This is a genomic window from Pseudomonas sp. A39, from assembly GCF_058145955.1.
Genome location: NZ_JBYVMD010000019.1, coordinates 87,082 through 109,551, shown reverse-complemented (window position 1 = coordinate 109,551; position 22,470 = coordinate 87,082). Strand labels below are relative to the sequence as shown.

The 22,470-nt window shown below is 62.2% G+C and carries 21 protein-coding genes; 8 read left to right on the top strand and 13 right to left on the bottom strand.

What is annotated here, in order from left to right; all coding sequences use genetic code 11:
• Positions 1–170: 170 nt before the first annotated feature.
• Complete coding sequence (locus AC3ZU9_RS16605) at positions 171–1,688, bottom strand: MDR family MFS transporter (RefSeq protein WP_046036551.1); 1,518 nt, start codon at positions 1,686–1,688, stop codon at positions 171–173.
• A 66-nt stretch (positions 1,689–1,754) separates the two neighbouring features.
• Positions 1,755–2,939: a 4-hydroxybenzoate 3-monooxygenase gene (pobA, locus tag AC3ZU9_RS16600; RefSeq protein ID WP_175538125.1), complete on the bottom strand. Its 1,185-nt coding sequence runs from the start codon at positions 2,937–2,939 to the stop codon at positions 1,755–1,757.
• Positions 2,940–3,128: 189 nt separating this feature from the next.
• Between pobA and AC3ZU9_RS16595 the strand changes: the two genes are divergently transcribed.
• A complete protein-coding gene (locus tag AC3ZU9_RS16595) occupies positions 3,129–4,007 on the top strand; it encodes a helix-turn-helix domain-containing protein (RefSeq protein WP_093547008.1) in 879 nt (292 codons plus the stop codon).
• 44 nt (positions 4,008–4,051) lie between these two features.
• On the opposite strand, the gene AC3ZU9_RS16590 is transcribed toward AC3ZU9_RS16595, so the two are convergent.
• Both AC3ZU9_RS16590 and AC3ZU9_RS16585 read right to left on the bottom strand, forming a co-directional pair.
• Positions 4,052–4,228, bottom strand: coding sequence for a hypothetical protein (locus tag AC3ZU9_RS16590; protein ID WP_012722801.1), 177 nt, complete (start codon positions 4,226–4,228; stop codon positions 4,052–4,054).
• A 100-nt stretch (positions 4,229–4,328) separates the two neighbouring features.
• Complete coding sequence (locus AC3ZU9_RS16585) at positions 4,329–5,234, bottom strand: LysR family transcriptional regulator (RefSeq protein ID WP_046036548.1); 906 nt, start codon at positions 5,232–5,234, stop codon at positions 4,329–4,331.
• A 104-nt stretch (positions 5,235–5,338) separates the two neighbouring features.
• Between AC3ZU9_RS16585 and AC3ZU9_RS16580 the strand changes: the two genes are divergently transcribed.
• Positions 5,339–6,205 (top strand): MBL fold metallo-hydrolase, encoded by an 867-nt coding sequence (locus AC3ZU9_RS16580; protein WP_102060943.1) that lies wholly within the window; start codon positions 5,339–5,341, stop codon positions 6,203–6,205.
• A gap of 33 nt (positions 6,206–6,238) precedes the next feature.
• Positions 6,239–6,853, top strand: coding sequence for an NAD(P)-dependent oxidoreductase (locus tag AC3ZU9_RS16575; RefSeq protein ID WP_490090994.1), 615 nt, complete (start codon positions 6,239–6,241; stop codon positions 6,851–6,853).
• A 924-nt stretch (positions 6,854–7,777) separates the two neighbouring features.
• Here the strand turns inward: AC3ZU9_RS16575 and AC3ZU9_RS16570 are convergent.
• Complete coding sequence (locus AC3ZU9_RS16570; RefSeq protein WP_490090993.1) at positions 7,778–8,650, bottom strand: LysR substrate-binding domain-containing protein; 873 nt, start codon at positions 8,648–8,650, stop codon at positions 7,778–7,780.
• A gap of 112 nt (positions 8,651–8,762) precedes the next feature.
• Here AC3ZU9_RS16570 and AC3ZU9_RS16565 point away from each other — a divergent pair, with 112 nt between their 5' ends.
• The 4 genes from AC3ZU9_RS16565 to AC3ZU9_RS16550 all read left to right on the top strand — a co-directional run bounded on the left by AC3ZU9_RS16565 (position 8,763) and on the right by AC3ZU9_RS16550 (position 14,291).
• The gene (locus AC3ZU9_RS16565; RefSeq protein ID WP_490090992.1) at positions 8,763–10,388 is read left to right on the top strand and encodes a 5-guanidino-2-oxopentanoate decarboxylase; all 1,626 of its coding nucleotides are present in this window, start codon (positions 8,763–8,765) and stop codon (positions 10,386–10,388) included.
• Positions 10,385–11,827, top strand: coding sequence for an aldehyde dehydrogenase family protein (locus AC3ZU9_RS16560; protein WP_490090991.1), 1,443 nt, complete (start codon positions 10,385–10,387; stop codon positions 11,825–11,827). The genes AC3ZU9_RS16565 and AC3ZU9_RS16560 overlap by 4 nt, the downstream gene beginning before the upstream one ends.
• Positions 11,828–12,030: 203 nt before the next feature.
• On the top strand, positions 12,031–13,218 hold the full coding sequence (locus AC3ZU9_RS16555; protein WP_093543817.1) for a cyanate transporter: 1,188 nt from the start codon (positions 12,031–12,033) through the stop codon (positions 13,216–13,218).
• Between the two features lie 137 nt (positions 13,219–13,355).
• Positions 13,356–14,291, top strand: a complete 936-nt coding sequence (locus tag AC3ZU9_RS16550) for a LysR family transcriptional regulator (RefSeq protein ID WP_046034538.1) — start codon at positions 13,356–13,358, stop codon at positions 14,289–14,291.
• Positions 14,292–14,416: 125 nt separating this feature from the next.
• On the opposite strand, the gene AC3ZU9_RS16545 is transcribed toward AC3ZU9_RS16550, so the two are convergent.
• Positions 14,417–14,779: a 5-carboxymethyl-2-hydroxymuconate Delta-isomerase gene (locus AC3ZU9_RS16545; protein ID WP_093543821.1), complete on the bottom strand. Its 363-nt coding sequence runs from the start codon at positions 14,777–14,779 to the stop codon at positions 14,417–14,419.
• Positions 14,780–14,828: 49 nt separating this feature from the next.
• Complete coding sequence (locus tag AC3ZU9_RS16540) at positions 14,829–15,752, bottom strand: LysR substrate-binding domain-containing protein (protein ID WP_012722791.1); 924 nt, start codon at positions 15,750–15,752, stop codon at positions 14,829–14,831.
• Between the two features lie 60 nt (positions 15,753–15,812).
• On the opposite strand from AC3ZU9_RS16540, the gene AC3ZU9_RS16535 reads away from it, so the two are divergent.
• Positions 15,813–16,058 carry a hypothetical protein gene (locus AC3ZU9_RS16535; protein ID WP_148270898.1) on the top strand — a complete coding sequence of 82 codons (246 nt, stop codon included), beginning with the start codon at positions 15,813–15,815 and terminating at the stop codon, positions 16,056–16,058.
• Here AC3ZU9_RS16535 and AC3ZU9_RS16530 read toward each other — a convergent pair.
• From AC3ZU9_RS16530 to AC3ZU9_RS16505, 6 genes are all read right to left on the bottom strand, one after another.
• Entirely contained in the window at positions 16,013–17,338 is a 1,326-nt protein-coding gene (locus tag AC3ZU9_RS16530) for an MFS transporter (RefSeq protein ID WP_064055070.1), read from the bottom strand. The two genes, AC3ZU9_RS16535 and AC3ZU9_RS16530, sit on opposite strands and share 46 nt — an antisense overlap.
• Before the next feature lie 55 nt (positions 17,339–17,393).
• Positions 17,394–18,716: an MFS transporter gene (locus AC3ZU9_RS16525; protein ID WP_046034536.1), complete on the bottom strand. Its 1,323-nt coding sequence runs from the start codon at positions 18,714–18,716 to the stop codon at positions 17,394–17,396.
• 73 nt (positions 18,717–18,789) lie between these two features.
• Positions 18,790–19,668 (bottom strand): SMP-30/gluconolactonase/LRE family protein, encoded by an 879-nt coding sequence (locus AC3ZU9_RS16520; protein ID WP_046034535.1) that lies wholly within the window; start codon positions 19,666–19,668, stop codon positions 18,790–18,792.
• A 63-nt stretch (positions 19,669–19,731) separates the two neighbouring features.
• Positions 19,732–20,664, bottom strand: a complete 933-nt coding sequence (gene kce, locus AC3ZU9_RS16515; RefSeq protein ID WP_490090990.1) for a 3,5-dioxohexanoate:acetyl-CoA acetone transferase — start codon at positions 20,662–20,664, stop codon at positions 19,732–19,734.
• Between the two features lie 67 nt (positions 20,665–20,731).
• Positions 20,732–21,520: an SDR family oxidoreductase gene (locus tag AC3ZU9_RS16510; protein ID WP_046034534.1), complete on the bottom strand. Its 789-nt coding sequence runs from the start codon at positions 21,518–21,520 to the stop codon at positions 20,732–20,734.
• Complete coding sequence (locus AC3ZU9_RS16505) at positions 21,517–22,239, bottom strand: GntR family transcriptional regulator (protein ID WP_012722786.1); 723 nt, start codon at positions 22,237–22,239, stop codon at positions 21,517–21,519. The genes AC3ZU9_RS16510 and AC3ZU9_RS16505 overlap by 4 nt, the downstream gene beginning before the upstream one ends.
• Positions 22,240–22,470 lie beyond the last annotated feature (231 nt).

The window sequence follows — 22,470 nt, the reverse complement described above, 5'->3', positions numbered from 1 at the left end:
CATCCCTGCCGGTTTACCCCCCAAATCCCTGTCGAATTCCGGCCAGCGTGTTTGACGGGGCGCCTGAGATCAAAAGCTAGATCAAGGTCACGATCAAGAGCGGCTCGCTTCGCATCGTGGTTACGGTTGAGTGCTACACGCTTGTGTAGATAACTCGGCGTCACTGCGGTTTATTTTGCCTTGTCCTCACGGCCGCGCAGCACTCGGTTCGGCATTGCGATTGCCGCCGCTAGCCCCAGCAGTGACACCGCTGCACTGACCATCAGCAAATGCCGGAATGTCACTGCCAACTCGCCGCGCAGGGCGTCCTGCGCGCGGCCGGGGGCGGCGTTGAGGCCGTCGAGCAGTACGTTGCCGGAACTGCCTTCGGCCACCACTGCGCCGGTGGCCAGGTGGGCGAAGCTGGAATCTTGCAGCAGCGCCAGCAGCAGTGCCGACATGCACGCTACCCCCACGGCCCCGCCCAGGGAGCGGAATAGGTTGGTGGTGCTGGTGGCGACGCCGATGTCGCGCTGGTCCACCGAGTTTTGCGTACCTACCAGCGAGGTGGGGAATTGCATGCCGGCAGCGATGCCGCACAGCAGCATGAACATCGCCGTCAGCCCCACTGCCTGGGGCGCGCTCAGGGCCATGCCGAGGATGGCGAAGGGGCTCAGCAATGCGCCGCTGAGGATCATCGGTTTATAGCGTCCGGTCACGGAGGTCATGCGCCCGGCAAAATAGGCGCCCATCGGCAAGCCCATGGCCAGCGGCAGCAGGTGCAGGGCCGCGCTGTCGGCCCCGGAGCCGGTCACCGTCTGATAACGCAGCGGCATCAGCACCGTCAGGGAAATCGCCTGGAAACTGGTGAAAAAGATCGTGCACCAGCACAACACCGCGCTGCGGTTGGCGAACAGATGCATCGGCAGCAACGGCTCGCGTGCGCGGCGCTCGTGCCACACGAATAACGTCAATGCCACCAAGGCAGCCAGCAACAGCCCCAGCACTTCGTCGTCACGCCAAGGGTGGCCCTGGCCGATTTCGGTGATGCCCAGCAGCAAGGCGGTCAAGCCGATGATCATCAGCACAGTGCCGAGGTAATCGATGATCGGCTTGCGTTGCGGCACCGGCAGCCCCACCAGGGTGCGATGGGCCACGTACCAGGCGCCGGCGCCCAAGGGTAGGTTGATCAGGAACACCCAGCGCCATGACAGGTACTCGGTCATGTAGCCGCCGAGCACCGGCCCGGCGACGCTGGCCACCGCGTACATGCTGCTGAAATAGCCCTGGTAACGCCCGCGTTCGCGGGGCGGGATGATGTCGCCGATGATCGCCTGGCTCACCGAGATCATGCCGCCGGCGCCGATGCCCTGGAGGATCCGCGCCAGCACCAGTTGCTCCATGCTTTGCGCCATGCCGCAGAACAGCGAGGCCAGGGTGAACAGGCCCATGCCGATCAGCATCATCGGCCGGCGCCCGTAGAGGTCACCGAGCTTGCCGTAGATCGGCACCGCCACGGTCATCGCCACCATGTAGCCGGAGATGACCCAGGCCAACAGGTTGACGTCGTGGAACTGCGCGGAGATGGCGGGCATGGACACGGCGACAATGGTCTGGTCCAGGGCCCCCAGGAAGATCGCCATCATCAGTGAGGCGAGGATGCTGCGTACGGCGGGCAGCGGCGGAGCGGGCTGATTGAGGTGCGTCACGGCAGGACCTTCGAGCAAGGCCCGCGGGAAAAGGCGGCCCGCGGGAATGCTCGATACGATAGCAGGCTATTCGATAGCTTCGTAAGGAAGTCCGACGTAATTTTCTGCGATGGTTTTGCGCCCCGCCTCGGAGTGGATGAAGTATTCAAGCTCACTCTCGGCGATGCGCTGGCTGAAGCCGTCCGCCTCGGGAAACTGGTGCAGCATCGAGGTCATCCACCAGGAAAACCGCTCGGCTTTCCACACCCGCCGCAGGCAGATGGCGGAATAGCGCTCCAGCAAGTCCACCCGCCCTTCGCCGTAGACCTTGAGCAAAATCCGATACAGCGTGCTCACATCGCTGGCCGCCAGGTTCAAGCCCTTGGCGCCGGTGGGCGGCACGATATGCGCGGCGTCCCCCAGCAAGAACAGGCGCCCGTACTGCATCGGTTCCACGACGAAACTGCGCAGCGGCGCGATGCTTTTCTCGATCGACGGGCCGGTTACCAAGTCCTCGGCGAGGTGGCTGGGCAGGCGGGTTTTGAGTTCATCCCAGAAGCGTGCGTCGGGCCATTCATCGATCGGTTCGTCCACCGGCACCTGCAGGTAATAGCGGCTGCGGGTCGGCGAACGCATGCTGCACAAGGCAAAACCACGCGGGTGCTTGGCGTACACCAGTTCAGCGTGCACCGGCGGTGTATCGGCAAGGATGCCCAGCCAGCCGAAGGGGTAGACCCGCTCGAAGACCTTGAGGGACTCCGCCGGGATCGATTGACGCGCCACACCATGGAAACCATCGCACCCGGCGATGTAGTCGCACTCCAGGCGAAAGGCTTCGCCCTGATGCTCAAACGTCAGCCAGGGTCGATCACTTTTGAGGCCATGGGGCTGCACGTCACGGGCTTCGTAGAGGGTGATCGCGCCAGCGTCGGCGCGGGCGGCCATCAGGTCGCGGGTGACTTCGGTCTGGCCGTAGACCATCACCGACTGACCGCCGGTCAGTGCCTTGAGGTCGATATGGGTAAGCTGGCCATTGAGCGCCAACTCGAAGCCATCATGCACCAGGCCTTCGCTATCCATACGCTGGCTGACGCCCGCCTGCCTCAGCAGGTCGACCATGCCTTGCTCCAATACGCCGGCTCGGATGCGGCCTTGCACGTAATCGGCGCTCTGGCGCTCTAGGATAAGGGTCTCGATACCGGCATTGTGCAACAGCTGGCCGAGCAACAGTCCCGAGGGACCGGCGCCGATAATGGCGACTTGGGTTTTCAGCGTTTTCATTATTTTTATCGCCCGCATGCTTCACCCGAACGGATAGGGTGAAAGAATTGTCAGTGGTCTTGTAGCTGACATTTTTCACTTGAGTGGCCAGCATAAGAAGGTGAAAACTGAGCCAAAGCCTGCGCTTTTTGCCAATCGGGGCGATTACCGCACCACTCTCCTGGGTATCGGATTGAAACCATGACCAAAACCGCGATTCCGGTCTTCAAGCTTTACGGGGAAAACCAGCAATGGCCGACGCCCGATTTGTTGCACTGTGAAACCATTTCCCGGCGCAGTCGGGAATACCAGTGGGAAATCCAGCCCCACCGGCACGCGGATCTGTGCCAGTTGCTGTATGTGCACAAAGGCCAGGCAGAATTGGAGATCGAAGGTCAGCGCTCCACGTTGAACGAAGCGACATTGCAGGTATTGCCGCCGCTGTGTGTGCACGGGTTTCGTTTTTCCGAGGATGTCGAAGGTTATGTGGTGACGCTCGCGGCGCCGCTGGTCAGCCATTTGCAAACTCAGTTGGGCACCACGGTCGACGGTTTACAGGCGCTGGGCAACTACCCGGCGGGCAAGGACAGTGATTACCTGAACAGCCAGTTCGCCCGCTTGCAGGATGAATACGCCGACGAACAACCGGCGCGGGACATGATGATGCATGCGCTGGTCAGCGTGCTGCTGGTGTGGATCAGCCGCCAAGCCATCCAGCGTCGCCACCCACGGGCGCCACGGGGGCGCGAGTATTTTCGCAAGTTCACGCAATTGGTCGAGCAGCATTACCGCGAACACCCGAAGATCGAAGACCTGGCCCACAAACTGGGCATCTCGGTCTCACACCTGAACGGCACATGTCGGGAATTGGGTGGGCAGCCGGCGCTGCAGATCATGCACGACCGCCAATTGCTGGAAGCCAAGCGCCTGCTGACTTACACCAGCATGACCATCAATGAAATGTCAGAGGTATTGGGGTTTTCCGACCCGACCAACTTCTCTCGACTGTTCCGCCGACGCGTCGGGTTCTCGCCCAAGGCGTTTCGCGAACAACTCAAGGCCGAAACACCGCAGCGCTAAGGGTGAGAGCGGGTTTCCACATTTGCATCCCCTGAGGGCGGTTTTTAGCGCAACGCGCTGAAACTGCCAGTATGGGGAACGCATTGATCCTGATGGCAGCTGATCGCAAAGGTTGGCTGCATACGGGTCTGCTCCACGCGGTAGGCGGCAGTCCCGTACAGTGCGCTGGCAATGGCGCACAGGCTGAAAATCATCAGGTACTTTCTGGTTTTAATGCTCATGGCACAGACCTCTGAGCGGATCTACACGGTGCTGTCTAAAGCATAGGTCAACCAGGCCAAGTTGCCATTATCGGGCGACATTCAACACGTTTATGTCGGCCTAGAGACCGACATCCCACGCCGGCTCTTCCGGGAACCTCAGCACCAGGAAATCCAACAGGCTACGCAGTGCCGATGGCATGTGCTTGCGCGAGGCGTAGACCGCGTAGATGTTCATCTGCCGAGGCTCAGCCTCGGGCAGCAGGCGCACCAGTTCGCCACGGCGGATGTAATCGCCGGCCTGGTAAGTGGGCAGCATCGACACCCCGGCCCCGGCCAGCGTCACTCGCAACAAGGTGCTGGCTTCGTTGGAGGTGATGTTGCCGTTGATAGGCACCGAGACGTGCTCGCCACCCTCTTCGAAATGCCACAGGCTTTTGCCGAAATAGGAATGGGTCAGGCAGTTGTGCGAGGCCAGTTCTTCGACTTTCCGAGGGGCCGGATGCGCCAGCAGATAGGCCGGTGAGGCACACACCACGGAGCGGCACACAGTCAGGCGCCGCGCAATGAGGTTGGGGTCCAGGTCGTTGCTGGTGCGGATGGCCAGGTCGATGCGTTCATCCACCAGGTTCACCGTGCGATCGAGCATTTGCAGGTCGACAGTCACCAGCGGGTAGCGCGTGACGTACTCGGCGATGGCCTCGGCCAATTGCGCCTGGCCGAATGAGGTGCTGACACTCAGGCGCAGCAGGCCACGGGGCGCGTCATCCGGCTCGCTGACGGCGGCCTGCATATCGCAACACAATTCCAGTAATTGCCGACAACGTGGCAGGGTTTCACCGCCTGCCGCCGTGAGGCTGAGCTTGCGCGTGGTGCGGTGCAGCAGGCGTGCGCCGACCCAATCTTCCAGCTCGGCCAGGTAGCGCGACACCACCGGGCGCGACAGGTCCAGATGATCGGCAGCGGCGGACTGGCTGCCCAGGTCCACCACCGTGACAAACACGCGCATTGCTTGAAGACGATCCATGATCTGCCCGATTTCAGAAACAAACTATGTCCCAGCATCGCATTTTTAGTCTGGTTTTGTGCAACTAAGCTCTGTGCATCCCTTACCGATGCTGGAGCTGACCGATGTTCTCAACCCTCAAGCGCTTGACCCTGGCGACCGCCGCCCTGGCCTTCGCCGCCCATGCGGCGGCAGCCGACCTGACTCTGGAGGTGTACAACCCAGGCGAGGCCGCGATCTTTCCGGTGAGCTCGGTGCTGGTCAGCGGCGCCAAGGACGCGATCCTGGTGGACGCCCAATTTGGCAAGGGCCAGGCCGAACAGTTGGTACAGAAGATCCGCGCCAGCGGCAAACACCTGACCACCATCTACATCAGCCATGGCGACCCGGACTACTACTTCGGCCTCGATACCCTCACCGCCGCCTTCCCCGACGCCAAGGTGCTGGCCCCGCAACCGGTGGTCGACCACATCAAGGCGACCGTGGACGGCAAGCTTGCGTTCTGGGGACCGAAAATGGGCGCCGATAAACCCGCCCGAACCCTCGTGCCGCAGGTACTCGAAGGCCACAGCCTGAACCTCGAAGGCCAGCAACTGGACGTAATCGGCCTGGACGGCCCGCAGCCGGACCGCAGTTTTGTGTGGATCCCGTCGATCAAGGCCGTGGTCGGTGGCGTAGTGGTCGCCGAAAATATTCACGTGTGGATGGCCGACACCCAGAGTGCGCAATCCCATAAAGACTGGCTGACCACCCTGCAACGCATCGAAGACCTGAAGCCGCGCACCGTGATCCCAGGCCATTACCTGGGCACACCGTCTCTGAAATCCGTGGCCTTTACCGCCGACTACATCAAGGCCTTTGACGCCGAGACCACCAAGGCCAAGAACTCCGCCGCCCTGATCGCGGCCATGAAAAAGCGTTACCCCACCCTCGCCGACGAAAGCTCGCTGGAGTTGAGCGCTAAAGTCGCCAAGGGCGAAATGAAGTGGTGAATGGTGTTAAACCCTAACGTACTGGAGAACGTCATGAGCAAGATTGCAATCATTGGGGCCACCGGCCGTGCCGGTAGCCAACTGCTGGAAGAAGCGCTGCGTCGTGGGCATAGCGTTGTGGCGATTGCGCGTAACACCGACAAACTGGCGGCGCGCCCGGGTGTCACCGTCAAGCAAGTGGACGCACTGGATGCAGATGCGCTGCAACAGGCCATCAGCGGCAGCGAAGTGGTGATCAGCGCCGCGCACTTCGCTACCCTACCCGCCAGCGCCGTGATCGCGCCGGTGAAAAAAGCCGGGGTGAAACGTCTGCTGGTAGTGGGCGGTGCCGGTTCACTGCTGCTGCCGGGTGGCGGGCGAGTGATCGACAGCGAGGGTTTCCCGGCAGAGTACAAGGCCGAAGCCAGTGCCGGCGCAGCATTTCTCGAAGCACTGCGTCAGGAAAAAGAGCTGGATTGGACCTTCCTGTCGCCGTCGGCGGAGTTCGTTGAAACCGAACGCACCGGCACATTCCGTGTAGGTCAGGATGATCTGCTGGTCAGCAGTGAAGGCCGCAGTTGGATCAGCTTTGCCGACTATGCCATTGCCCTGATCGACGAAGTGGAATCGCCCAAGCACTCGCGCCAACGCTTCACCGTCGGCTACTGACACAACACAGTTAACACTGTGGGAGGGGGCTTGCTCCCGATAGTGGTGGGTCAGTTGGAATATCGTTGACTGAACCACCGCCATCGGGGGCAAGCCCCCTCCCACATTGGGATTTTCAAGTTGCTGGAAACGTTGAATCGCACAAGCACTCGCACCGAACGCTTCACCGTCGGCTACTGACACAACACAGTTAAAACGGTGGGAGGGGGCTTGCTCCCGATGGCGGTGGGTCAGTTGAAATATCGTTGACTGAACCACCGCCATCGGGATGCAAGCCCCCTCCCACATTGGGATTTTCAAGTCGCTGGAAACGTTGAATCGCCCAAGCACTCGCACAGAACGCTTCACCATCGGCTACTGACACAACACAGTTAAAACTGTGGGAGGGGGCTTGCTCCCGATAGCGGTGGGTCAGTTGGAATATCGTTGACTGAACCACCGCCATCGGGGGCAAGCCCCCTCCCACATTGGGATCTTCAAGTTGCTGGAAACGTTGAATCGCACAAGCACTCGCACAGAACGCTTCACCGTCGGCTACTGACACAACACAGTTAAAACTGTGGGAGGGGGCTTGCTCCCGATAGCGGTGGGTCAGTTGGAATATCGTTGACTGAACCACCGCCATCGGGGGCAAGCCCCCTCCCACATTGGGATCTTCAAGTTGCTGGAAACGTTGAATCGCACAAGCACTCGCACAGAACGCTTCACCGTCGGCTACTGACACAACACAGTTAAAACTGTGGGAGGGGGCTTGCTCCCGATAGCGGTGGGTCAGTTGGAATATCGTTGACTGAACCACCGCCATCGGGGGCAAGCCCCCTCCCACATTGGGATCTTCAAGTCGCTGGAAACGTTGAATCGCCCAAGCACTCGCACCGAACGCTTCACCGTCGGCTACTGACACAACACAGTTGATCTTCAGCGCTACGGTTGTTGTGCTTGGCTCACTAACCAAACCATTAAGGCTTCGAGCCCCGCCGATGGTTTGGTGTCCGGTGGATACACCAGGTAATACCCCATCCCCGTCGGTACCCTCAATTCAAACGGCGTCGCCAACCGCCCCGCTTTCAAATCCTCGCCAATCAACGCACTGTCGCCAATCGCCACGCCCGAACCTTGGGACGCCACCGTCATCGCCAGATCCAGCGTTTCAAAATGATGCCCCTGGCTCAAATTGTTCAGCCGCGTATTCGCCGCCTTCAGCCACAACGCCCAATCCCGCTCATCGCGCGTGGGGTGCAGCAGTACCTGTTGCTGCAGGTCGGCCGGCGTGTGCAAGCCACCGAGCAACGCCGGCGCGCAGACCGGGGTGAGTTGCTCATCGAACAGGTGCCGGGCCTCGGCCGACTGCTCGGCGATGGGCGCATAGATCACCGCCGCGTCGAATTGCTCACGGCGAAAGTCCACGGTGTAGGCCACGGTGGTGGTGAGTTCCACCGGCACGTCGGGGCGCTCCCGCTGCCATTGCATCAGGCGCGGCAGCAGCCAGCGCATCACACAGGTGGAGGCCTTGAGTTGCAGGGCCTGGCGGCGACTGCCGATCTGCTCGACCGCCTCACTGATCAGGCCGAACACTTGGTGGGCGCGCAGTGACCATTCGCGGCCCTCTTCGGTCAGGCTCAAGCCGCGCGCCTGGCGTTGGAACAGCGCGTAGCCCAAATGGCTTTCCAACCCGGCAATCTGCCGGCTCACCGCGCCTTGGGTGATGTGCAATTGCTCGGCGGCGCGGGTGAAATTGCAGCACTGGGCCGTGACCCAGAAGGTGTGCAGCGCAGGCAGTGGCGGGAGACGTTTCATAACGGGTGGAGCCATGACGTGAGGACATGGCTAGTATGACTTTTTATCGATTGTTGTCGCTACCGGCCAGCCGCTCCAATAGCGCCTCGAATCCATAACAAGAGCGACCTCTATGGCGACCTGCGGCGAAGTATTGGTCAACCTCCTGGAAGGCTACGGCGTGGACCAGGTGTTTGGCATCCCTGGCGTGCACACCGTGGAGTTGTACCGCGGCCTGGCCCGTTCCAGCATCCGTCACGTCACCCCGCGCCACGAACAGGGCGCCGGTTTCATGGCCGACGGTTATGCGCGCACCCGTGGCAAGCCCGGCGTGTGCTTCATCATCACCGGCCCCGGCATGACCAATATCACCACCGCCATGGGCCAGGCCTATGCCGACTCGATCCCGATGCTGGTGATTTCCAGCGTGCAGTCACGCAGCCAATTAGGCGGCGGGCGCGGTAAGTTGCACGAGCTGCCGAACCAGGGCGCGATGATGGCCGGCGTGGCGGCGTTCTCCCACACCCTGATGTCGGCGGCGGAATTACCCGGCGTGTTGGCGCGGGCCTTTGCGTTATTCCAGGCCGGGCGACCACGACCGGTGCATATCGAAATCCCGCTGGATGTGTTGGTGGAAAATGCCGACGCACTGCTCAGCAGTGAGCCCGTCAGCGTGGCCCGTGCCGGTGCGGCGCCGTCGGCGGTCAAGCAGATGAGCCAGTTGCTCGCGGCGGCCAAGCGGCCCTTGATTCTGGCAGGTGGCGGCGCCATCGACGCGGCCCCGGCACTGACGCAATTGGCCGAGGCGCTCGGCGCGCCGGTGGCCCTGACCATCAACGCCAAAGGCCTGCTGCCCGCACGCCACCCGCTGCTGATCGGCTCGACCCAGACCCTGGTCGCCACCCGTGCGTTGGTGGCCGAAGCAGACGTGGTGTTGGCCATCGGCACCGAGCTGGCGGAGACCGACTACGACGTCACCTTCGCCGGCGGTTTCGAGATTCCCGGAGCCTTGCTGCGCATCGATATCGACCCGGACCAGACCGTGCGCAACTACCCGCCACAGGTGGCGCTGGTGGCCGACGCACAGATCGCCGCCGAGGCGTTGGTGAACGCGCTGAGCAGCCAACCATTGCCGCCACGCAACAGTGCCTGGGGCGCTGAACGTGTCGCACGCTTGTGGGCCGAACTGGACCCTGCCTGGGACGCCGCCACCCGTGCGCAAACCCTGTTCCTCGACACTGTGTTGGACACACTGCCCAACGCCGTGCTGGTCGGCGACTCGACCCAACCGGTGTACAGCGGCAACCTGACCCTGAACCTCGACCACCCGCGCCGCTGGTTCAACTCGTCCACCGGCTACGGCACCTTGGGCTACGCCCTGCCCGCCGCCATCGGCGCCTGGCTGGGGCGTGGCGATGGGCAACCGGTGGTGTGCCTGATCGGCGACGGCGGCCTGCAATTCACCCTGCCGGAACTGGCCAGCGCCGTGGAAGCACGCACGCCGATCATCGTGCTGCTGTGGAATAACCACGGCTATGAAGAGATCAAGAAATACATGCTCAACCGTGCCATCGAGCCGGTCGGCGTGGACATCTACACCCCGGACTTTATGGGTGTGGCCAAGGCACTGGGCTGTGCGGCCGAAAGCATCCAGGGCATCGAGCAACTGCGCACGGCATTGCGCAACGCCGCTGATCGCCAGGGACCGACACTGATTGAAATCGACCAAGGCCAGTGGATGCGGGAGGTGGCGCAATGAGCCCGGTCGTGAACGGTGTGTATATCAACGGTGAGTGGCGTGCCGGAGAAGCCGTGCTGGAGGTGATCAACCCGGCCACCGAGGCCATCCTGGCCCAGGTCAGCGTCGGCAATGCGGGCACCGTGAGCCTGGCGGTCGACGCCGCCAGCGCAGCCCTCGCCGACTGGTCGAAAAGCACCGGCCGCGATCGTGCCGCCCTGCTGCGCAGGATCGCCCAGGGCGTGGGCGAGCAGCGCGAACAGTTGATGCACCTGCAGTCGAGCAACAACGGCAAGCCGCTATTTGAAGCCGCGATCGATGTGGACGACGCGATCGCCACCTTCGAGTATTACGCCACGGTGGCCGACGACCTGGACGCCGGCCAGGACCTCCCGGTGGCGCTGCCCAGCGCTGACTTCAGCGCACGCCTGCGTCGCGAACCGTGCGGCGTGGTGGGGCTGATCGTGCCGTGGAATTTCCCCATGGTGACCACCGCCTGGAAACTCGCCCCGGCCCTGGCGGCCGGTTGCTGCGTGGTGCTCAAGCCATCGGAAGTCACACCGTTGGCGGAGTTGCAGTTGGCGCGGATTATCGCCGAGGCAGGCGTACCGGCCGGTGTGTTCAACCTGGTGTGTGGCACCGGCCTGGACGTCGGCGCGCCGTTGGCGGCAGACCGTCGAGTGGCGAAGATCTCCTTTACCGGCAGTAACGCCGTCGGTGTGCAGGTGATGCAACGCGCGGCCGAAACCATCAAGGGCGTGAGCCTGGAATTGGGCGGCAAATCTTCATTGTTGGTACTGGCGGATGCCGACCTGGACCTGGCGGTGGAACTGGCCTGTGGCGGTGGATTTTTCAACGCTGGGCAGATGTGTTCAGCCACCAGTCGCGTGCTGGTGGCTGACAGCCTGGCGGATGAATTCCTTCAGCGTGTGCAGGCACGCGCTGAAAGCATTCGCGTGGCCGACCCCTTTGCCGATGAAGTAGAAATGGGCGCGCTGATCAACCGCGTGCAGTATCAGCGGGTGCTGGGGCATATCCAGCGCGGCATCGAAGACGGCGCCCGTTTGCTCTGCGGCGGTGAGCGCCCGGCGGATCTGCCGAAGGGCTTTTTCATTCGCCCCACCGTGTTCACCGATGTGCCGCTGGACAGCGCATTGTGGAACGAAGAAATCTTCGGCCCAGTCCTGTGTGTACGACGGTTCGCGACTGAGGACGAGGCCATCGCACTGGCCAACAACAGCGATTTCGGCTTGGTGGCGAGCGTGGTCAGCCGTGACAACGAAACCGCCGAGCGCATGGCGAATGCCTTGCAGGCCGGGCTGGTGTGGATCAACGCGCCGCAAGTGATCTTTGCGCAAGCGGCGTGGGGCGGTTACAAGCAGAGCAGCATCGGCCGCGAGCTAGGGCCGTGGGGGTTGGCGGCGTTTCAGGAGATCAAGCATGTGATCAGATCCAACTGACGGCGCAGGTCAAATGTGGGAGGGGGCTTGCCCCCGATGGCGGTGTGTCAGTCAACAATGTTCTGACTGAACCACTGCTATCGGGGGCTCGCCCTCTCCCACATGTTGATCAGCGCAATTTTTAGATAGACCTAGCGACTTTCTCATTTGCCCCACTCCCCCGCCCATGGCCTGATGCCCCCTTGTTCACTCAAGGCCGTCCCATGGAAACCGTTCACACCAAACCCACCACAGCCCTCTGGCTGATGATCAGCGTCGTGCTGGTCGCCCTCAACCTGCGCCCGTCGATGGCCGCCGTGGGCCCGCTGTTGTCGTCGATTCGCACCGATGTGCCGTTGAGTTTCAGCAGCGCCGCCTTGCTGACGATGTTGCCGGTGATGGCCATGGGCTTGGCGATGTTCTTTGGCATGGGCCTGGCCAAGCGCTTTGGCGAGCACCGCAGCATCGTGGTGTCGCTGCTGGTGATTGGCGTGGCCACGCTGTCGCGGTTGTTCCTCGACTCGGCGCTGGAGTTGATCGTCAGCGCCATCGCCGCCGGGGTGGGGATTGCGATGATCCAGGCGTTGATGCCGGCGCTGATCAAATCGCGGTTCAGCGATAACGTCTCGCTGTTCATGGGCCTGTACGTCACCGCGATCATGGGCGGTGCGGCACTGGCGGCGTCGTTTGCGCCCTTCGTGCAAGTGCAGACCGGCAGTTGGCGCATTGGCCTGGCGATCTGGGCCGTGCTCGCCGTGCTGGCCCTGGTGTTCTGGTATGCGCAGCGCTCAGCGCTGCCGCCCCTGCCCCAAGCCGGCGCCGGCCCTCAAGAATCGTTTTTCGGCAATGGCCGCGCCTGGTTGCTGGCAGTCTTCTTTGGCCTGGGCACCGCATCCTACACCTGCGTACTCGCCTGGCTCGCGCCGTACTACGTGGAGCAAGGCTGGAGCGAACAGAACGCAGGGTTGCTGCTGGGCTTTTTGACGGCCATGGAAGTGGTGTCCGGCTTGGTCACGCCCGCCATCGCCAACCGCCGCCAGGATAAACGCGGGGTGGTGGCCGTGCTGCTGGTGCTGATCATCCTCGGCTTCTGCGGCTTGATCCTCAGCCCGCAACACCTGAGCCTGCTGTGGCCTTGCCTGCTGGGCCTGGGCATCGGCGGCCTGTTCCCGATGAGCCTGATCCTGTCCCTAGACCACCTAGACAACCCGCGCCGCGCCGGTGGCCTCACCGCGTTTGTGCAAGGTATCGGCTACCTGATTGCCGGGCTGTCGCCGCTGATCGCCGGGATGATCCGCGACCAGCTGGGCAGCTTCGAATGGGCCTGGTGGTCGCTGACGGCAGTGATCGTGGTGATGCTGCTGATCGTCGTGCGTTTTAACCCCAAGCATTACGCGCACCATATCCGCTGAGGTCGTGTTGCAAACAGTATTTGTCCCACAGCAAACATAGAAATGCCCTACAGCGCTTTCTATTGGCACGTCCGTTCCGTTAAGCTTTTGCGCTGTCTTGTACTGAGTTCGGTACAACGGGTTTACGGACGAAACCGATGTTAAACAGTAACTTGCTCAGAAAACTCGATATGCAGGACTTGATGGTGTTTATCGCCGTCTACGATCAGAGCAGCGTTACCGAGGTGTCCGAAACGCTGTTTGTCAGCCAGTCCACCGTGAGCTACAGCTTGAAGAAGCTGCGCACCAGTTTTGAAGACGAACTGTTTATCAACACCCGGGCGGGCATGCGGCCGACGTACAAGGCCACCACCATGTACGGCCATGTGCAGAAGATCCTCGAGAGCATCAACCTGTGCCACGCCGGTGGCCAGGCCTTCGACCCGACCCAGAAAGCCGTGACGTTCAATGTCTGCGCGCCGGAATACTTCGAACAGTTGATCCTGCCGCGCCTGTTGAAACACTTCGATCACGCCGACCTGCCGGTGATCGTCAATGTGCAGAAACTGGAAACCGACATCCCCGCCGATGATCTGCGTGAGGGCCGCCTGGACTTGGTGATCTGCTTCGGCCCCAACTTCCACCGTGCCCATAAAGACTTCCGCACCCAGATGTTGCTGGAGGACGATCTGGTGTGCGTCTTCGATAAGCGCTCGGCACCGCGGGAAGCGGCCTTCAGCCTGCAATCCTTCGTCGAGCGGCGCCATGTATTCCCCACGCCGTGGACCTCCGACACCAACATGATCGACGGCTGGCTGGCGCGCCAGGCGCACAAGCGCCAAGTGATCGCCCGCGCCAACAGCTACGGCGCGGCGCTGAAGATGATCACCGGCACCGACTTCATCGTTACCCTGCCGCGCCGCGTGCAAAAACTGCTGGCGCCCGCGACGGTGTTTGGCCATTGCGAAGTGCCCAACGGCTTGCCGGGGTTCACGCTGGAGATGCAGTGGAATGAAACCAGTGAACAGGACAGTGCCAATACCTGGTTTCGTGAGCAGGTGGTGAAGGTGTGCGCGGATCAGGGGTTACTCTAACGTCTGTGGCGAGCCGCTTGCTCCCGTTGGACCGGGCTGGCGCTCCAGTGCGAAGCGCTCCCAAGATGTTGGGGCCGCTGCGCAGCCCAGCGGGAGCAAGCTCCCTCGCCACAGTTGATGGTGTGTCAGCCAATGGCGACTTTGCTGTAGGACTCGCGATCCATATCTATCACCTGGACGCTCAGCTGAACCTGGATATCCGCCGGCCAATCGCCCAGATCCTGCAGTGCTGCCAGCAGGCTCTCCGACAACTGTTTCTTGACCTGTGGCGACCGCCCACTGAGCAGTGACAGCCTCACCGCCATAAAGCCACGCGGGTCGAGAGAGGTGCCGACCTGGAAACTCTCGACCTTGAGCGCTCGGCTTTTGATATCGAACTCGGAACCAAACTGCCCGGACGCCATCAGCACGTTGTTGAGCCTTAGCAGTGTTTTCTCAACGGCCAGGTTCGTCAGGTTGGCGGTGTATTCCAAGTGCAGATGTGGCATGGAGGGCTCCGAATTTGTTGTAGGAAGATTTGTAGATATATCACGTGAGTCAGGCCTGGGTCGCCAACCCTCGATCACTCATAAACGCCTCGAGCCGCGAACGCACCCAGCGCTCGGCCGGGTCGGTGTCCACATGGCTGAGCCAGACCATGGACAAATCCAGGGTCGGCGTCTCGAACGGAAACGGCTCGCAGAACAGGTGGCCCGACACCGCCATGGCCTCGGCGGTGTAGTCCGGCAGGCTAGCGATCAGGTCCGTGCCGGCCAGCAAGGCCGGCAGCGCGCTGTATTGCGGCACCGACAGCACCACGTGGCGTTTTCGGCCGATTTCCGCCAGCCACTCATCGGCAAACCCCGACACGTTGGCGGTGTGAGACACCAGCACATGGGGCCGTGAGCAATATTCATCGAGGGTCAGCGGTGTGTCCGACGCATCGGCGCGCAGCAAGCGTGGGCGGATATGGCGCAGCAGCTTGCGCTTGGCATTGGCCGGCAGGCCACGGGTCTGGGTGATGCCGACGGTGATATCGCCGGAGGCCAACAAGTCGGGAATGCGCCAGTAGTCCACATGCTGCACCACGAACACCACTTGCGGCGCTTCCTGGCGCAAGGCGCGCAGCAGCGGTGGCAGCAGGCCGAACTCGACATCATCGGACAGGCCGATGCGGAACGTCATGGTGCTGACGGACGGGTCGAAGTCGTGGGTCAGGCTCAAGGCCGAAGACAACGAATCCAGGGCCGGCGACAGGTGCTGGATGATTTCCTCGGCCCGCGCGGTGGGCTCCATGCGGTGGCCGACGCGAATGAACAGCGGGTCGTTGAACAGCGTGCGCAAGCGGTTGAGGGCCGAACTGATGGTCGGCTGGCCGAGAAACAGCTTCTCCGCCACCCGCGTCACATTGCGCTCAAGCATCAACGCTTCGAACACCACCATCAGGTTGATGTCGGCCTTGCGTAATTCATTGCGATTCATCGGCGCCAGCCCCTTTCCCCAAGCCAAGCCGCAGTTTAGAAAGCGCGGGGGGCTGCGTCTATGCGCGCACTGTTCATCCAGGCGCTTTGCGACTATAAATCAGCTCTCAATGGTCACAGGAACACCGCCGTGCTGGTCATTCTTGCCTTAAGCATCCTGCTCGGCGGCGTTTTGCTCTGGGCCATCAAGTTCATCGCTCATCCCACCGCCAGGACACTGCTGCGCGCCTTTGTCGGGTTATGCCTGGCGGCGGTCGTGGCTTATCTGGTGCTGGCTTCCGGGTTTCCGACTTCGCTGCTGGTCTGAGCCGCCTCCTGGCCCTGGCGCAGACGCAATGCCGCCAACGCGGCCACCACCAATACCAGCGCAATCACTTTCAAGCCGTTCATCGCATTGCCGGTGCTCATCTCAATCGCGCCCATCACGGATGGCCCGACAAACCCGCCCAACAGCCCGCAGGCGTTGACGAACCCCAGCCCGCCCGCCAGTGCTACGCCCTTGAGACGCGAGGCTGGGTACAGAAAGATGATCGACTGCACCACAAAGAACATCACAGCCGACAGGCAAAAGCCCAGCAGGCTGAACACCGGCCCCGACACCGACGCAATGCCCAACCCCAGCGCCATGGTCAGCAGCCCGGTGACCAACAGTCGACGGCAACGCCCCGGCGTCGTGGCGAAACGCGGGATCAGTACCGCGCCGAGTGCCGCCGCGATCCAGGGCAAGGAGGTCAGCAGGCCAACGCTCATGGTGCTCAACTCGCCGTATTTGCTGATGATGCTCGGCAGGAAAAAGATCACCGTGTAGATAGTGATCTGATGGCAAAAGTACACAAAGATCGCCAGCAGGATTTGTGGGGTCAGCCAGTTTTTCAATGAGTGCCCACCCTCGCCCGCGCCCTCTTCGGTTTCCAGCGCGATGCGTTGTTCGATCCCGCGTGCTTCCTCGGCCGACAGCCAGGGCGCCTTGCTCGGACGGTCCGGCAGTTTGCGCCACACCACCCAGGCGAACGCCACGGCCGGCAGGCCTTCCAGCAGGAACATCCACTGCCAGCCGTGCCAGCCGAGCAGACCGTCCATGCGCATCAAGGCGGCGCCCACCGGGCCGCCGATGATGTTGGCGAAGCACACGCCGAGCAGGAAATAACCGGTAGCGCGCGCCCGTTGTTCGCGGTTGAACCAGTAGGTCAGGTACAGCATCACGCCTGGAAACAGACCGGCCTCGGCAATCCCCAGCAACAGGCGCAGCACGTAGAACGAGGTCTCGCCCTGCACAAAGGCCATGGCCGCCGAGATCAGGCCCCAGGTCACCATGATCCGCGCAATCCAGAAGCGGGCGCCGACCTTGTGCATGATCAGGTTGCTGGGGATTTCCGACAGCGCATAGGTCAGGAAAAACAGCCCCGCGCCCAGTCCATAGGCCGCGGCGGAAATGCCCAGGTCGACGTCCAGGTGATGCTTGGCCAGGGCAATGTTGGTGCGGTCCAGGAAGCTCAGGATGTAGGCGATGATCAGCAAGGGCATCAGCTTGACGAACATCAGTTTGTTCAACGCCTGCGGCTCGCGGGCGTGGGGGGCGGAAGTCATCGGCAATTCCTCTTGGCGCCCCGCCAGCCAGGCTGGGGGGCGCATCGGTGTTGTTCTAGGAGTCGAGTTGCACAACCAACGCCTGGGGGCGATGGGAAAACAGTTGCAGCAGCGCGCCGCCCAGGGCGCAGCCGGCCATCACGAAGAAACACACGGTGTAACCGTGCAGCGTGGTCCAACCGCCGCCCATGGCGATCAGGCTGCCCATCAGCACCGGCGCCAGGCCGCCGCCGATGAACATCGCTGTGGTGATGATGCCGTTGGCGGTGGAGGTCGCCGACGGCTCGGCCGAGTCGCAGGCCACCGCGTAGTAGATCGGCCACACCGCATTGGCGACCAGGCCGAACAGCAGTTGCACAACGATGATCAACGTCAGGGTATTGGCGAAGTAGAACGCGCCGACACTCGCCGCCATCCACAGCCCGCAGATGATCAGGGTGGTGCGCCGGCCGATGATGTCCGACAGCGACGGCCACACCAGTTGCCCGAGGATGCCGGTGAGGGTGAACACCACGCTCATCCCTGCCGACTCGGCCAATGACAGCCCGGCGATATTGTAGAGGTAGGCCGGCAGCACGATGTTCACGCCCATGTACACCACCTGCGTGAGCATGGTGTTACCGGCCGTGAGGGCGATATTGCGGTTGCGCAAGGTGGCGACAAAGGTGCGCCAGGCTTCGCCTTTGACTTGGCTGGCCGGCGCGTTGTCCGGCGGGGTCATGCCTTTGGCGGCGATGTCGACGTACAGCGCGGTGATGCGCTCGGCGGTGGAATAACGCGCCCAGAAGATCATCAACGGCAGCGCCACCACAAAGGCAAAGAAGAACACATAACGCCAGTTGTCCTCGCCAAACACCGTGATGACAAAACTCGCGACGATGCCGCTGAGCATCGCGCCAATCGGGTAGCCGGTGTGGTGCGCGCCCAGGGCAAAGCCGCGACGTTCCACCGGCCACCATTCGGCGGTGTTGCTGACGCCGACCGGCTCGCCCCAGCCGGCGCCGAGGTTGACGCCGACCCGCAGGGCAATGAAGGTGGCGAGGTTGCCGCTCAACGCCTTGAAGCCAGACAGGAACGAAATCGCCGTGTAGCCCAGCACCAGCGGTACCTGGAAGCGCGCACGTTTCCAGCCGCCACCGTAGCGGTCGCTCCACATCGAGCCGGGGATATCCAGCAACGCCAAGGCCAGCATGACCACCGTGGCCACGGTGCCCCATTGATCGGCGGACAAATCGAAATGCTTGGAGATGGTCGGCCCCAGGCGCAATACGATCTCACGGTCGTAGGCGTTGAGGATCCAGATCATCCAGCAGACCAGCAGGGATACCCAGGAATGCCGGTGAATGCTGCGAAGCGACGCTTTTTTTATAGTTGCCATGGGCCTCTCCAGGCGCGCGAGGGCGCGCACTGACACAAGGTTGCGAAGGAATATGCCTTTTTGAACACACGCGCTAGCTGGCGAACCGTCGCTCGGCTATTCCTTGCACGCCCAACCCGGTAATGGCGAACAGCGCTCCGCGCTGCTGGCCGTCTGCCGGGAAGCGCGGCAGCGGCGGCTTGGCCATGGAGGTCACAAACAGGGTGTCGAGGTTCGGCCCGCCGAAGGTCAGGCTGGTGACCTTTTTCACCGGCATCTGGATGACGCGGTCGACCTGACCCTCCGGGGTGTAGCGCACCAGCTTCCCGGCATAGACCAGGGCTTGCCACAGGCACCCTTCGGCGTCCACGGTGCAGCCGTCAGCGGCGCCACCGCCGCAGGTGTCGACCTTGGCGAAGGTGCGGCGGTTGCTCACATTGCCCGTGGCGAGGTCATAGTCGTAGGCCCAGATCTCGCCGGACCAGGTGTCGCAGAAGTAGAAGGTCTCTCCCGACGGGCTCCAGCAAGGGCCGTTGGACACGATGATGCCTTCGTCCAGGGTGTGCAGGCTCAGGTCGGCGTCCAGGCGGTAAAGCTTGGCGCTGGCGTTGTCTTCCAGCGTGTCCATCGAACCGAAGATGAAACGGCCCTGCCGGTCGACCTTGCCGTCGTTGAGGCGGTTATCGGGCAGGTGCGGTTCCGGGTCGATGACCAGGTTGAGCTCCCCGCTGCTGAGGTCCAGTGTGTGCACGCCGTTCTGCAGCGCGACAATCGCAGACTCACCAGCGTGGCGCAGGGCCATGGAGCCGATCTTCTGGCCCACCTCCCAGGCGCGCAACTCGCGGCCATCCTCGGTGCAGCGCAGGATGCGGCCGTCGGCGCTGTCGATCCAATACAAACGTTGTTGCTCGACGTCCCATACCGGGCCTTCGCCCAGGGTGGTCTTGACGTCCACAAGCACTTCGATACGCATGGTGATCCCCTTATTGTTGTTGTGCGGGATGCAGGCCGCGCCTTGACGCGGCGGTTTGTCGGGTTAGAAATTGACTTGGTCGCGCCCCTTGAGCCCGAGGATTTCCCGCGCTTCATCCGGCGTGGCGACCCGATGCCCGAGGGCTTCGATCACCGTGCGAATACGCCGTACCTGGTCGGCATTCGACGCCGCCAGCTTGCCCGGGCCATCCCACAGCGAATCCTCCAGGCCGACACGGGTGTTACTGCCCATGGACAGGCCCATGGTCGCCAGCGGAATCTGCCCACGCCCGGCGCCGAGGATCGACCACACGTAGTCGTCGCCGAACAGGCGGTCGGCGGTGCGGCGCATGTGTGCCAAGTCCTCCGGGTGGCCGCCGATGCCGCCGCGCAGGCCGAACACCGACTGGATAAACAACGGCGGCTTGAGCAGGCCGCGTTCGAGGAAATGCGCGGCGGTGTACAGGTGGCCGATGTCGTAGCACTCGATCTCAAACCGCGTGCGGTTCTCGGCGCACGAATTGAGGATGTGGGTGATGTCGCGGAAGGTGTTGCGAAAAATCCGGTCGTCACTCTCTTCCAGGTAAGGCCGTTCCCAGTCGTGCTTGAACTCGGTAAAGCGGTTGAGCATTTCGTAGAGGCCGAAGTTCATCGAGCCCATGTTCAGCGAGGCCAGTTCCGGCTTGAACTGCATCACCGGTTGCAGGCGCTCTTCCACGCCCATGGTCGGTGCGCCGCCGGTGGTGATGTTGATCACCACGTCGCTGGCGGCCTTGATGTGCGGCAGGAATTCGGCGAACAGCGCCGGGTCCTGGCTGGGGCGGCCGTCAACCGGGTCACGGGCATGCAGGTGGACAATCGCGGCGCCAGCCTCGGCGGCGCCGATGGCGGCATCGGCAATTTCCTGCGCGGTAATCGGTAAATGCGGCGACATCGACGGCGTGTGAATCGCACCGGTAACGGCACAGGTAATGATGACAGGACGATTTTTGGACATGACGAATCTCCGACTTTTATTCTTATGAAAAAAATCCTGGGTACAGCGCGATATGTTCTTCCGTGGCTTACAGGTACTCGACGTTACCGTCGACGCTGATCGCCTGGCCGGTCACATTGCGTGCGGCGGGCGAACAGAGGAACAAGGCCATGGCTGCCACGTCTTCGGCGGTGACCATGCGCTTGAGGGAAATCTTGTTGAGGTATTCCTGGCGCATCTCGGCTTCGGGCACGCCGACCTGTTCGGCACGCGCGCGGATCACACCGTCCATGCGCGGGCCTTCGACGATGCCGGGCAGCAAGGCGTTGACGCGGATATCGCTCTCGCCCAGCTCCGACGCCAGGGATTTCATCAAACCGACAATCGCCCATTTGGTCGCCGCATACGGCGTGCGCCACGCGTAGCCCAAGCGCCCCGCCACCGAGGCGATATGCAGCAGATGGCCGTGGGATGATTCCTTGAGCATCGGCACCGCGTGGTGGGCAAACCGGTACTGCGCAGTGAGATTGATGTTGATGGTGGCTTGCCACTCGGCGTCGCTGATCGCATCGATGCCGCCGGTAGGCCCGGCGATCCCGGCGTTGTTGACCAGCACATCAAGGCCGCCGAAATGCTCGCACTGTACCTTGAACACCGCCTCGATCTGCGCGGCATCACTGACGTCGGCGCGGGTGGCGACGGTGCCCGGGTATTTGTCGCGAAACGCGGCCAGGGCTGGCTCGCTCACATCACACACATGCACCTGGGCACCGGCCTCCAGATATGCCGCCGCCAGCACTTCACCGATGCCGGCAGCCCCGCCGGAAATCAATACACGTAACCCAGGATAGGGCTGCAGCCGCTGTAGGACACTCATGCTCGTTTACCTCCTGAAGCAGACGACCGCGAACGGTCGCTCTTGACGAGCAGGCGCGCCAGGGAATCGGCGGCCTGCATGATGTCATCGGTCACCGCCGCGCGTGCACCGGCGCCATCACGGGCAGCCAGGGCCTCGACGATGCGCGTGTGCGCCTCCATCGAGCGTTGCAGGTGAGCTTTATCCGGGGCGACCAGCGCAAAGCACGGGCCCATGTGCAGCCAGAAGTTTTCCACGGCGGCCATGGTCAACTCGGCCTGGGCCACGGCGTAGATACGCCGGTGAAAGGCAAAGTTGGTCCACAGGTAGCGCGACACGTCGACTTCGTCGGCGGCGTGCTGCATTTGCTGGCACAGGTCGGTGATTTCATCGAGGTCGGCTTTTTGCAGGAGCAGCACGGCTTTTTCCGCCAGCAGCCCTTCAAGGGCGACCCGCGCATCACGAATTTCGCGCAGGCGTTCGACCGTCATAAGGCGTACACGCAGACGGGACGTTTCGGTGACTTCAAAGGCGTTTTCGGCGCTGAGGCGTTGCAGGGCTTCGCGCACTGGCATCGGGCTGGAACCGAGGGCTTCGGCGAGGCCGCGAATGGTGAGTTTCTGGCCGGGCTGGAAACGGCCACTCATCAATGCTTCGCGGATCTGGCGATAGACCTGGTCTTGCAAGGTATCGCGGGACACCTGGCGCAGGGTGGGCAGGAGGAGCGGACCATCTGTCATGAGGCAAAACCTGTGTTGTCGTTCTTATGGCCCCAATATGTGATCACAAATCAAATATGTCAAATAGTTTCCCATCTCCAAATCGCACGCACAAACAGCTGATGAATTTTCGACTGCACCGCCGATTGATAGCCAACGAACATCAATCCATTTAAATTTGTCACTTTTCATTTCTAAATGTGTCAGCCACTATTCCAGGTCTTAAGCGAGACAAGCACTTCAAAAAGAACG